12 protein-coding genes are annotated in these 11,280 nt (G+C 49.2%); 4 read left to right on the top strand and 8 right to left on the bottom strand.

Translation table 11 applies throughout. The features are described 5' to 3' along the window. Positions 1-9 precede the first annotated feature (9 nt). Positions 10-714 carry a GAF and ANTAR domain-containing protein gene (locus tag QMD03_09075; protein MDI6777363.1) on the top strand — a complete coding sequence of 235 codons (705 nt, stop codon included), beginning with the start codon at positions 10-12 and terminating at the stop codon, positions 712-714. A 70-nt stretch (positions 715-784) separates the two neighbouring features. Here the strand turns inward: QMD03_09075 and QMD03_09080 are convergent, their stop codons facing one another. Genes QMD03_09080 through QMD03_09110 form a run of 7 tightly spaced genes read right to left on the bottom strand, consistent with a single transcriptional unit; the run spans position 785 to position 6,354 of the window. Further along, on the bottom strand, positions 785-1,411 hold the full coding sequence (locus tag QMD03_09080; GenBank protein MDI6777364.1) for a hypothetical protein: 627 nt from the start codon (positions 1,409-1,411) through the stop codon (positions 785-787). Positions 1,412-1,426: 15 nt separating this feature from the next. Beyond that, positions 1,427-2,539 carry an ATP-binding protein gene (locus QMD03_09085; GenBank protein MDI6777365.1) on the bottom strand — a complete coding sequence of 371 codons (1,113 nt, stop codon included), beginning with the start codon at positions 2,537-2,539 and terminating at the stop codon, positions 1,427-1,429. A gap of 29 nt (positions 2,540-2,568) precedes the next feature. Then, positions 2,569-2,943 carry a response regulator gene (locus tag QMD03_09090; protein ID MDI6777366.1) on the bottom strand — a complete coding sequence of 125 codons (375 nt, stop codon included), beginning with the start codon at positions 2,941-2,943 and terminating at the stop codon, positions 2,569-2,571. A gap of 28 nt (positions 2,944-2,971) precedes the next feature. After that, positions 2,972-3,595 (bottom strand): HEAT repeat domain-containing protein, encoded by a 624-nt coding sequence (locus QMD03_09095; protein MDI6777367.1) that lies wholly within the window; start codon positions 3,593-3,595, stop codon positions 2,972-2,974. A 56-nt stretch (positions 3,596-3,651) separates the two neighbouring features. After that, on the bottom strand, positions 3,652-4,179 hold the full coding sequence (locus QMD03_09100; GenBank protein MDI6777368.1) for a universal stress protein: 528 nt from the start codon (positions 4,177-4,179) through the stop codon (positions 3,652-3,654). Between the two features lie 23 nt (positions 4,180-4,202). Beyond that, complete coding sequence (locus tag QMD03_09105; protein ID MDI6777369.1) at positions 4,203-5,636, bottom strand: (Fe-S)-binding protein; 1,434 nt, start codon at positions 5,634-5,636, stop codon at positions 4,203-4,205. 34 nt (positions 5,637-5,670) lie between these two features. Then, on the bottom strand, positions 5,671-6,354 hold the full coding sequence (locus tag QMD03_09110; protein ID MDI6777370.1) for a hypothetical protein: 684 nt from the start codon (positions 6,352-6,354) through the stop codon (positions 5,671-5,673). A gap of 330 nt (positions 6,355-6,684) precedes the next feature. Here QMD03_09110 and QMD03_09115 point away from each other — a divergent pair, with 330 nt between their 5' ends. The 3 genes from QMD03_09115 to QMD03_09125 all read left to right on the top strand — a co-directional run bounded on the left by QMD03_09115 (position 6,685) and on the right by QMD03_09125 (position 9,507). After that, positions 6,685-6,891, top strand: a complete 207-nt coding sequence (locus tag QMD03_09115) for a hypothetical protein (protein ID MDI6777371.1) — start codon at positions 6,685-6,687, stop codon at positions 6,889-6,891. A gap of 102 nt (positions 6,892-6,993) precedes the next feature. After that, positions 6,994-7,893, top strand: coding sequence for a respiratory nitrate reductase subunit gamma (locus tag QMD03_09120; protein ID MDI6777372.1), 900 nt, complete (start codon positions 6,994-6,996; stop codon positions 7,891-7,893). Positions 7,894-7,896: 3 nt separating this feature from the next. Further along, positions 7,897-9,507, top strand: coding sequence for a (Fe-S)-binding protein (locus QMD03_09125; GenBank protein ID MDI6777373.1), 1,611 nt, complete (start codon positions 7,897-7,899; stop codon positions 9,505-9,507). Positions 9,508-9,636: 129 nt separating this feature from the next. Here the strand turns inward: QMD03_09125 and QMD03_09130 are convergent, their stop codons facing one another. Continuing rightward, the gene (locus tag QMD03_09130) at positions 9,637-11,190 is read right to left on the bottom strand and encodes an amidohydrolase (GenBank protein ID MDI6777374.1); all 1,554 of its coding nucleotides are present in this window, start codon (positions 11,188-11,190) and stop codon (positions 9,637-9,639) included. Positions 11,191-11,280 lie beyond the last annotated feature (90 nt).

An 11,280-nucleotide genomic window follows, 5' to 3' on the forward strand; every position in this document is an offset into this window, starting at 1 on the left:
TAACATGGTATGTCAACAGGGTCTAATAAAATACCTTATACCAAACAGATAGAGGCCCTTTCAAAAATCAGTGAGGCCATCGCCTCTGATCTTTACCTGGAAGATATACTGCGCTTGATCGTGATAGTTACGGCAGAGGTTATGAATTCAAAGATATGTTCTCTGTGGCTGCTTGATGAAAAGGAGAAGACATTGAAGATCAGGGTAACGCAGAGTATGAGCAAGGAGTATTTAAAGGAACGTACTCTGAAATTAGGAGAAGGGGTGGTAGGGTATGTCGCTAAAGAGAATAAACCGGTTGTCATTCTGGATGTACAAAAAGAGCCGAGGTATAAGGAGAAGGAACTGGCCGTAAAAGAGGGGTTGGTTTCGATGCTCTCCGTCCCGATGAGGGTAAAAGATAGAGTGATAGGGGTAATAAACTGTTATACATCCGCTCCCTATAATTTTTCTGAGACCGATGTGAATGTCCTAATCACAGTGGCCAATCAGGCAGCTATAGCCATTGAGAACACGGAATTAATGGTCAAGACCAAGGTTATTCAAGAGGAACTGGAGACTCGTAAGTTGGTGGAGCGGGCCAAGGATATACTGATGCGAGATCGGGGACTTTCAGGGGAGGAGGCATTTCACAGGATACAAAAACAAAGTATGAACCTCCGTAAGTCTATGAGGGAGATAGCAGAAGCGATAATCCTTGCAAAAGAAATTTGATGACCCCTCCCCCTCGTTCACGCAAAGGTCCACGTAAACCGCCAGGGAACAGCTCCTGACATGCCTTCCATTAAAAAAGCCGTCTCACGCCTGCAATGGCCGTGACAGACTTTTCCGGTACAAGGATACAACTTGCCGTGATCTTAACGCCGATCCGGTCAAGCTCCAAAAGGCGGTGTATCGTTTTCTGATTTTCCAGCGAAAAATCGCCATAACCGGCAGAGTAACGCTTTTGCGTGAGCATCTTATTTTCTCTGCGCAGCTCCCGATTGAAATAATCCATGATCCAGTCCAGGGAGGCATCAACCGCTTCACTGGCTGTAGCATCAAAGACGACACGCCGGGTTAAATGGTGACTTGTAGTATCCCCCTCCATCGCCTTCATAATATCGTTGCCCGCCGTGGCGCCCATCAAGACAACCTCCCGGCAATGCTCAAGAAATGCAGTCAGTTGGCGACTTTCAAATACCACATCGTTGGAAAGGATAACTCTGGCGGTATCTCTTTCCTGGACGGGCATCCGTATCGCTGCACCCTGTAGGTGAATCAGGGACTGGGCATCTGCTATATATCGCTCTACTTCCTCCTTCTGCCAGGACAGTATCATGGTAACGCCTTTCCGGTATCCTAGACGTCTGTATACCCTCTCATGTGGTACACCGATGGATATGGTATCAAAAAAAATGAGGGGGTACATACGGGTTTTTTACCTTCATCGAGTGAGCATTTGCTTGCTTGATGCGGGACTACAGTGGACAATCGGCTTCATAGGGAAGGAGACACGGAATGTGGTGCCTTCATCGGGATGAGAGGAAACGGTTATCTGCCCGCCGAGTTCATCTACGATTTTCTTGGTGACCAACAGTCCCAGACCGGTACCATAGCGCTCCTTCGTGGATAAGACCTCGGTAAACACATAATTTTCCCATCCCTGGGGCAGGCCCGGGCCGTTATCAGAAACCTCGAAAATCGCTATCGGTCCCTCCAGGCAGGTCTTTACTATTACCCGATGGTCTTTCCGGTTTGCATCGAACTTGCAGGCATCCAGGGCATTGTGGACCAGGTTACTCAGAATGGTGTGCAGGTCCTCAGCGTTAAGCAATATCGGACCAAGCTGTGGGTCAGTATCTGTCGTCATCCCGATTTTTTCCCGCCCTGCCGTTTCGCGAAAAAGGTCGAAGACCTCCTGAACCACCTGATTCGGATTGATGAGGCCAAGCTCATGTTCACGCTTTTTGGCACAGTAAAGTATATCCTTTACCAGGCCGGCAATCCGGGCTACATTGCGCTGCACGATATCCCACCCTTTTAAGGTCTCCTTTTGGTCTTTTTTATTCAGCCCTGAATTTACCACGTAGATTCCACCATCGAGACCGGTAAGGATGTTTTTGATGCCGTGTGCCATGGTGGCCACCGTATGTCCCATCATGGTCAGCTCGGTTTGCAGACGTTTGACAGAGGTGATGTTGGTGGACATTTCCATCACCGCCACGATATCTCCCCCCTCATTCCGCAGAGGACTGGTATAGACGATGACAAAGGCCTCGCTACCATCGCGGGTAATCACCTGTTCTTCGCTCACATGGATCTGACCGTCTCTGAATGTCTTAGCTACCGGGCATTCGGGGCAGGGGGCCGCTTTTCTCTTATAAACCTCGTAACATAGCTCCCCTATCCGCTTGCCAAAATCCTGGCGAAACAGGTCGTTGGTCTGAATGATACGCAATTCAGGATTTTGTATAGAAATGTAACAGGGAACTTTCCGAAAGAGCTGGTGATAATCGTGTCGGGTCGGTTCCCATCCCTCGATGCTGATCCGATTCATGTTCCCACCTGACCCAATTGGCTGGAGTTCTATTTCAGGCAAGCTACAATCTTAGCCAGTAATTCTTCGGTGGAGAATGGTTTCTCAACAAATTCCTCTGGCTTAGGCAGTCCACCGCGATCCCGGGCGAAAAAATCCTTATATGCGGTAACCCCCGTAAGAACAATCACCGGAACATTCTTATGCTCTTCGCTCTTTTTCAGTTTACGATAGAATCCGACACCACTCTGGTTTGGCATGATAATGTCCAGAATGACTACGTCAGGGTGGAATTCACTGACTTTACTGAACCCTTCCTCTCCATCTGTCGCCACCTCCGTCTCGTAACCGTTATTGGTGAGCAGGGAATTCAAATATGTCCTTACATCTTCCTCATCATCTATGATCAAGATTTTCCTGGCCATCTTTCCCTCCTTTTTCCCCTTGAGTGGTTTACAGTGGACAATTCCTACCTGATTTCCCGATCCTTGCCAGTGCCTCCCGTGCCTTCTCCCTTACCTCCGGGGGCTGGCCTTCATCCCCGGCCGCTTCTTTCAGGGCTGCCAGCACATCTCTGTCACCTGACCGGCTTATCATCTCCAGAGCCCTCACGGCCATGATACGTACCTCTATCTCGTCGTCTGCCAAACAGGTGATAAGCCAACCACAGGCGTCCCTGGCCAGGGGACCGATCTCTCCCAGTGCCCAGGCCACCGTTTCCCTTACGTACCAGACTGTATCGGAAAGTGCCCCAATGAGGGATGGTACTGCTGGCGCCGCCTTCGGCCCAAGGTCACCAAAGGTAAAAGCTGCATACTCTCTTACGTCTTCATGCTCATCCTTGAGCATGGGAGTAATCTTCTCAATAATTACGGGCGCCTCTGACCTGATCTCCCTTATGGTCTGCAGTGCGGCCAGGCGAACAAACCAGATTGCGTCCTTCAGGGCCTCGATTAAGGCATCGCCAATGATGGGGTTCTCAGCGCCAATATCACCGAGAGTACGGGCGGCGGCAAAACGTATATGACAGTCATTGTCCTTCAGGTCGCATATCAGCCGGGCTATCGCCTTTTTCATAGTGAGAATTTTTCAAAGGTTTCATAGTTATGACTTACGACTTACGACAGGTTCTTTCAAGCCTCAATAAGACACCATTCTCCTTCCTTCATATCCAGTTGATCAACAATGTCCACCGCCCGCTTATTGAGGTGGAAGGAATTGGGCTTGTCGGGACCCACCATGACCACCGGTACCCTGAAGTTAGCGGCGAATCGCTCGATCTGCTGGCCACCAAAGTCCGCACCCCGTTCAACGTACCCTAATACCAAGAGATCGTACTCTTTTCGATGCAGACAACGGGCAAGTTCCGCCCCCTCATTCCCCTCACATAGCCGGAAGCCCACCTTGACAAAGTCTCCCAGTCTGGAGTCGTAGTACTCACGTAGCTCATATTCCTTTTTGACCTGAAATTCATCGGTGACCCGCACCAGTTTTTCCTTCTTCTCGTCTAAGTAAACTATCTCCCGGCGGAAACGGAAAGGTGATTCCAACCAGTGGAAGATATTGAGCTGAATATCCTTCTTGCCGGCCAATCTAAAGGCGTAATCAAATGCCCAGTCACCCTGACGGGAATAGTGTGAACAAAGTCCAATTGCTTTCATGTGTTATACCTTTCTAAGTTATTTCATTTCTTCTCGTTCTTTTTCGGAATAATCAAGGCATCCGCAACCAAATCTAAAATCTGGGCAACCTTTATGTCAAGCTTATAGTGTTTAATCACGTCGGTAAGGCCGTCAACGCAGTTGTGGCAACTGGTACAGACGATCTTGGCCCCCGTAGCCGTCAGTTGCTCTGCCTTAATCCTTGCCACCTCCATCCGGAGAGGTTTGTACTCCACCATGGACAGGGCCCCACCACCACCCGTGCAGCAAAAGTTGTCCGACCGGTTGGGGTACATCTCGCGGAAATCGGCACAGACCCGCTTTAATATCCAGCGGGGCTCCTCCGTAAGATCACCGGAACGGGCTATATTACAGGAGTCATGATAGGTAACCGGCAGAGGATTCCGGGAGGGGTCTACCTTTATTCGTCCCTGATTTATGTAACGAATCAGGGTGACCACAACGGACTCACTGGGGAGATCCTGTTTGTATTTGGCCCAGTTGTAGCCTTCCCACCGGGTAGACCGATAACCATGACCGCACTCGGAGATAACGATTCGTTTGGCTCGTAAGCGTTTCGCCGCTTCGTAGAGGTTCTTGGCTATATAGCCACCCAGCTTGTCATCACCTGAGAAGAGCCCGAAGTTGGTCTGATCCCAGCCCCAGCTTGGCATCGTCCAGCTTTCTCCGGCACAGTAGAATATTTTGCCTGCATTGCCAATCGAGCGCGGGTCGTACTTTACCTCACGAGGGTTGATGGTGTACATAAAATCGCAATCTTCCTTATCCATCGGGATCTTGAAATGGGGGTCATCCAATTCGGCCTGGGTCTCCTCCTCCATCCATTGTATAGTTTCGAGGTAGTCCTCCTGCGTAACCCCCATCTGGTTACCCGTCTCCCATGAGTCCTTACTCACTACGAAGACTCCCTCAGGCACAATCCCCAGTTCCGTGAGAAGCCCCCTAGTCAGTCGAACGAGAATCGCCGTGTCCACACCCATCGGGCAGTTAAGGGTGCAGCGCCGGCAACCAGTGCAGGTTCCAAAGACGATATTCTTGAGACGTTTTAAGTCTTCATCATCCTTTGGGGTTCCTGCGTGCACCCACCAGGGGACGAGACGGCCGGTCCAATCAAAATGTCTCTTAAAGATGTGCCTGATCTGATCGGCCTTGTAAGCCGGGGTCATGGTCGGGTCGTAAGGCCGGACCAGGGCATAATGGCAAGCATCGGAACACATACCGCAATGGACACAACCCACCATTGAGCCTACCACCTGACGGCTTAGCTTATTTTTCAGCAACTCCAGCAATCTTTTTACATTATCCTCGTCCGGATTATAGACCTTGAGACGTCCATCAACAACGCAAGGCGTCTTACTATCAACTGCTTTCTTTTGCTCCTTTGTATCCAGAGGCAAATTAATTACATCGGAGATATTAATGCTTTTCTCGTTCAACGGTGCTCTCCTTTCATTACTTGTGATATTTGCTTTACCCTTCTAATCCAGCAGGTCTTTCCCCGCCTCTCTTACGTGGAAATACGCCACGATGCCCCATGGTCTTACCCAGGAAATATCGCGTGAAAGGATAATAGAGGTAATGGGAAATCTTGGAAAAGGGAACGTAGAGCAAAAAAAAGGTGGTCATGATAAAAAAGATTATCAAAGGCCACTCGCTTACCTCATACTCGTTAGGTACGGCGAAAACCCCCGAGGCGAAGAACGAGCTCATCAATACCAGCGAAAAGTAGTCGTCCGGGGTGCTGATAAGACGCATCGTCGGACTGGTAATACGCCGGATCAGCCTTATTATCCCCACTGCAAAGGCGGCCCCCAGCGCAAGCTGAAAAATGCGCACTAGAGCTTTTATCTCAAATACCCCCGGCCAGAAAGGAATAATAAATGTCGCACTGATTGCCGCCACAACTCCAACATGGAAGATCACAAACTGGGCGTAAAAGTTCCAGTTCTTCCGTGCGCTTTCCATTGCCCAGGGCATGGCGACATTCATCATCGAATAAGCTATTCCCACGCGGGGATTGCCCACAGGATCAGTAATCTCTTTGCCAGCCTTGAATCTGAACATCCAGATCAAGCGGAGGATGTAAACCGTCCCCATGAACGCCAGGGCTACAATCTGTACCTCATACTCTAAGATACGCAAAAACTCACTCATGTTTCCTCCTCAATGTGTATTTATTGCCCTCGATCAGACCTCTCTCATCAGATTTGAGCCGGTACCAATCTTCTCCAGTTCGCTTTCAATCCCCATGATGTAAGAGAGGGCAGGTGTTCTTTTTTATTATTTCAGATAGGGGTGCTAATTACTATTTTTTAAAAGTCTTTTCAAGGGTTAATTTCTTCTTTTCTCTGTTGGATTTTCTCTGGGGAAAGTGTTATAAAGATGCGTTCCCTGTGGCTTCTATCACTGTAAGTAATGGGAAAAGAGCGATAATATCCCCCACCCTCGATGTAAAAAAGGAAAGATAGGGAATGACAAAGCAGTTTGAGTATTGTTTTTATCTGGTTCAACCGGGCATCGGAAAGAATTACAGATTTCACCAAAGAAGAGGCCCTGGGACGTCCCTGTTACGAGCATGCCTACATTCTTGCCAGGGGGAAAAGTATCTGCCTCAGTGATCTTCCATCAAGACTATCAGGAGGAAAAGAAGCCAAAGGACTTTTAACAAGAAGGGCAGACCGGCTGTCCTAAAAATAAAACTATACATTACAACTTACGACATAAAACATCAGTCATATGTCTTTTGACTTATGACTTACGACTTACGACTTAATATCAACAGGAGGTGTGAAAATGCTGTTACAGTTGCTGTCCTATCTGGCCCTCGTAGTTTTTGCCGTGGGCATTCTGACGAGAGTTGTAAAGTACTTGAGAATGCCGCTGCACGTAAGGTGGGAACTTTATCCCATTCCCCATGAAAAGGGACGTGAATACGGGGGGTCCTACTTTGAAGAAGTGAATTGGTGGGAAAAGCCCAAGGAGAAGTCATTTATCGGGCAGATTAAGTTTATGGTCCCGGAGATTCTTTTTGTGAGAGGGCTTTACCACGATAACAGAAAGCTCTGGTGGGCATCATTTCCTTTCCACTTCGGGATATACCTCGTAATTGGCTGGCTGGTGCTGCTCTTAATCGGTGCGATACTTAATATCGCCGGCTTATCTCCGGAAAGCGCCCCCGCAACCTTTCTCCAGTCCTTTGCCGTCATTTTCGGCGCCGTCGGTTTTGTGCTGGGCGTCGCGGGGTGTATCGGTTTACTTATGTTTAGAATCTTCGACAGCGATCTGCGATCCTTTGCCGCACCCAAGGATTATTTTAACCTGGTGTTTATCCTCTCGATTTTTTTGACCGGTTTGATCGCGTGGTCTTCTTCCGACCCTTCATTTATCATCTTCCGTGATTACATAAAGGGCGTGATTACCTTTAGTCCCGTAACCATTGAGAGTTCTCTGGTGTTGGCGCACATAATTCTTCTGTCCCTTTTCCTCATGTATCTGCCATTCACCCACATGACGCACTTCTTTGCCAAGTATTTCATGTGGGATAAGGTACGCTGGGATGATGAGAGAAACTTGCGGGGAAGCGCCATGGAAGCAAAAGTGAAACAAGTCTTAAACTACAGACAAAACTGGTCAGCGCCCCATATCAAGCCCGGCAAAACGTGGGCTGAGACCGCTACAGAGGAGGTTGAGTAAATAATGAAGGCAGAAAAGATAAATCCTAAAGATATCAGCAGACCATCGGAACAGATGGTTGAACTCAATCCGGCAGATTTTATGAAATTACCCTATCCCTACGATAAGGGGGAAGATGAGCCGGCTTTTAAAAGACTCAAAGAAGACCAGAAAAAAAAATACGAGACCTCCCTTGATGGTGTCCTTGCCGTTGGCATACCCAGACCGGCGACAAAAGGGGAAGAGGATGAACTTGTCAGGAAATTCCTGTCAGGCCTGGAAAAGTTGCTCACAAAGGAAAATAACTGGACGTTTTTACAGCCTCTTACCCTCTCCCTGGAGTATTGCGCTAAATGTCAGACATGCAACGACGCCTGTCCCATATATATTTCAAGCGGTAAGAAAGATATATACCGTCCCACTTACAGGTCTGAAGTCCTGCGGATGATAGCGAACAAGTATCTGAAAAAAAGCGGGAAACTCCTGGCAAAATTTACGGGCAATGATATCGAACTAAACTGGACGACGGTTGCCAAGTTGGCCGAACTCGCCTACCGATGTACCCTGTGCCGGAGATGCGCCCAGACCTGCCCGATCGGTGTGGATAACGGTTTGATAACCCACGAGTTGAGAAAAATCTTCAGCCAGGAAATGGGTATAGCCCCCGGGGAAATCCATACCCTCGGTTCCGTTCAGCACCTGAAAAAGGGATCGAGCACCGGTTTGATGCCCGTTGCCTTAAAAGATACCCTGGAATTCCTCGAAGATGACATCAAAGAAAGGACGGGACTGGATATAAAATTCCCCTTAGATAAAGAAGGGGCGGATATACTGCTCATCCACAATGCCGGTGAGTACCTGTCATGGCCGGAAAATCCCATGGCTTTTGCGATCATCTTCGAGGCGGCAGGTTTAAACTGGACATTATCCACTGATCTGTTGGGGTACGATGCCGTCAATTACGGTCTGTGGTATGATGATGTCCAGTTTGCCAGGGTAGCGGTGAGACATGCCCAGATTGCAAAGAAACTCGGCGTAAAAAAGATCGTTATCGGGGAATGCGGCCATGCCCATAAGGCCATCTCCGTTATTGCCGATCGTATTATCAACGAGGAAATCAATATCCCGAGAGAAAGTTCCATGACACTGTTGGAAGACCTTGTGTGCAGCGGGAAACTCAACCTCGATCCGAAGAAAAACGCATTTCCCGTCACGCTGCACGATCCCTGTAATATGGTAAGGCTCATGGGCGTGGTGGAGCCCCAGAGAAAGATCATCCGTAAGATCTGCCCCCAGTTCAGGGAGATGGAGCCCCATGGTGTCAGAAATTACTGTTGCGGCGGCGGAAGTGGGTTTGCCATCATGTCTTCCATGAATTTTCCCAACTGGCGGTCAAGTGTCTCAGGGAGAATGAAATTCAAACAGATACTCGAGGCTTTTCAGGACGTCATAGACCCCAGTATCAAAAAAATGGTCTGTGCCCCCTGTTCGAACTGTAAAGGTGCCCTGAGGGAGATATTCAATTATTACAATGCCTGGGAAAAGTGCGGTATATCTTACACGGGATTGGTTGAATTGATTGTCAACGCGATGGTGGATATAAAAGAACCTTACATTGAATGGCCTATCATGTAGCCCGGATATTTTTCCATAAGTAACTACTTCAGGAGTCAGAAGTCAGAATCCAGAAGAAAAATTTCTTCATCCTGACTACCGCCCCCGATTCAGAAACACAAACAAAACCGCTGGGAGACAAACAAGAAATCAGTATCTCTCCCATACAACCTTCCCGTCAAGGACGGTCAACATTACCTTTATCTCCTTTATCCCTTCCCGATCCACCTGAAGGGGATTGTTGCTCAAGACGACCAGATCGGCAAGCTTCCCGGGGATGATAGTGCCTTTAACCGGATCATCAAAGGAGGCATAGGCGGCTTCGAGGGTGTACATCTTCAGTGCCTCCACCGGTAAGAGCTGTTCCCATGGTGCAAGAGTTTGCCCCGTTTCCACTTTCCTGGTTACGGCGGCATAGATGCCCATCATGGGGTTAAGGGGCACCACCGGTGAATCTGAACTGGCCGCTATCCTTACACCCCGCCTCTGAAATGAACGTAGCGGGTAAATCCAACCCAACTGGGCAGGGGGAACCGCCTCTAGGTACTTTCCGCCTAAATAGTAGAGAAACGGTGGCTGGGTAACGATCACGGCCCCGCTTTCTCCCAGTCTGTCCAGTAAACCGGGAGGGCAGATGGCGCAATGCTCCAGACGGTGGCGATGATCCGGCCGGGGAAACTTTTGCAGAACAAACTCCAGAGAGGTCAGCGCCGTTTGTAACGTGTAGACATCATTGACATGGAAGGCCAGTTGAAAACCGGCTTCATGTGCCTTAAGAGCGTGATAGTTCAGTTCCTCCTGCGGCGGATGGGGACAGCCGGTACTCTCATCGAGGGCAATCTTCATCCCTCCCAAACGTAAATGGTCATTACCCATTCCCGTAGACAAACCTCTGCTTTTGAATTCCTCTATGCCATCGTAACCTGTGAGCATAGAAATCCGCACAGGCATTATATTACGCTCTTTAAGCTGTTGGAATATCTGCCAGTGCCTGAAGCTGTTCGACCAGGTTGTATCCTGGAGGGATGTGATCCCGTAGGAGAGGTATTCCTGGCAAGTAAGTTTCACACCTTCCTCCAGTTCCTCTTCGTCAAGAGGGGGTACCCCCTTCTCGACCAGCTCATTCCTCCCCACTATCAATCCGTTTGGTTCCCCCGTTTCCTGATCCCGGCCGATGCGTCCCCCCTGCGGGTCCGGCGTCTGTCGGGTGATACCGATCAGCCGCAGGGCAAGACTGTTCAACACGCATATACTGCCTGAGTAGTGGATCAGGATTACCGGGTGGCGAGGGGCAGCTTCATCCAGCTCCCGGCGATACGGGTGCCGCCTCTCGTCAAGATACGATTCATTGTACTGGGCCGCCCTCACCCACTTCTCCTCGGGGGTCTGTTCGGCGCGCCGGCGGATGCCCGCCTGGATACCGGCGATGTCTTTTACCGCAGAAGGTGAACAATTGACGTAAAGGAGAGTAGTGGCAAAGGCGAGTGGATGGCAATGGGCATCAATAAAACCGGGGACAACCGTCCTGCCTTCACAGTCAATAAGCATGGTCTCTGTCCCCCTGTATAACTCGAGGCAGTCCCTACCCCCAACGCCAAGGATTCTATTGCCCCCGATGGCAACCATTTCTGCAGTGGGTTGTCCCTGATCGAGGGTTATAACCTCTGCATTGTATAATAATAGGTCTGCTGAAGTACGGGACATACTATTCCCTTTTGAAGTGCCTAAAGTGAACTAAACTTTTCTTTTACAGCAAATCAGGGGTGCATTGTTGTAACCCCTTGAAGTGACTGA

The sequence above is a fragment of the Syntrophales bacterium genome, from assembly GCA_030018935.1.
Taxonomy (GTDB): domain Bacteria; phylum Desulfobacterota; class Syntrophia; order Syntrophales; family CG2-30-49-12; genus CG2-30-49-12.

Coding starts and splice junctions, on each gene's coding strand:
- QMD03_09080 (MDI6777364.1), bottom strand. CDS start 1,411: ATGTACCCCCTCATTTTTTTTGATACCATATCCATCGGTGTACCACAT.
- QMD03_09075 (MDI6777363.1), top strand. CDS start 10: ATGTCAACAGGGTCTAATAAAATACCTTATACCAAACAGATAGAGGCC.
- QMD03_09090 (MDI6777366.1), bottom strand. CDS start 2,943: ATGGCCAGGAAAATCTTGATCATAGATGATGAGGAAGATGTAAGGACA.
- QMD03_09110 (MDI6777370.1), bottom strand. CDS start 6,354: ATGAGTGAGTTTTTGCGTATCTTAGAGTATGAGGTACAGATTGTAGCC.
- QMD03_09095 (MDI6777367.1), bottom strand. CDS start 3,595: ATGAAAAAGGCGATAGCCCGGCTGATATGCGACCTGAAGGACAATGAC.
- QMD03_09125 (MDI6777373.1), top strand. CDS start 7,897: ATGAAGGCAGAAAAGATAAATCCTAAAGATATCAGCAGACCATCGGAA.
- QMD03_09085 (MDI6777365.1), bottom strand. CDS start 2,539: ATGAATCGGATCAGCATCGAGGGATGGGAACCGACCCGACACGATTAT.
- QMD03_09120 (MDI6777372.1), top strand. CDS start 6,994: ATGCTGTTACAGTTGCTGTCCTATCTGGCCCTCGTAGTTTTTGCCGTG.
- QMD03_09130 (MDI6777374.1), bottom strand. CDS start 11,190: ATGTCCCGTACTTCAGCAGACCTATTATTATACAATGCAGAGGTTATA.
- QMD03_09100 (MDI6777368.1), bottom strand. CDS start 4,179: ATGAAAGCAATTGGACTTTGTTCACACTATTCCCGTCAGGGTGACTGG.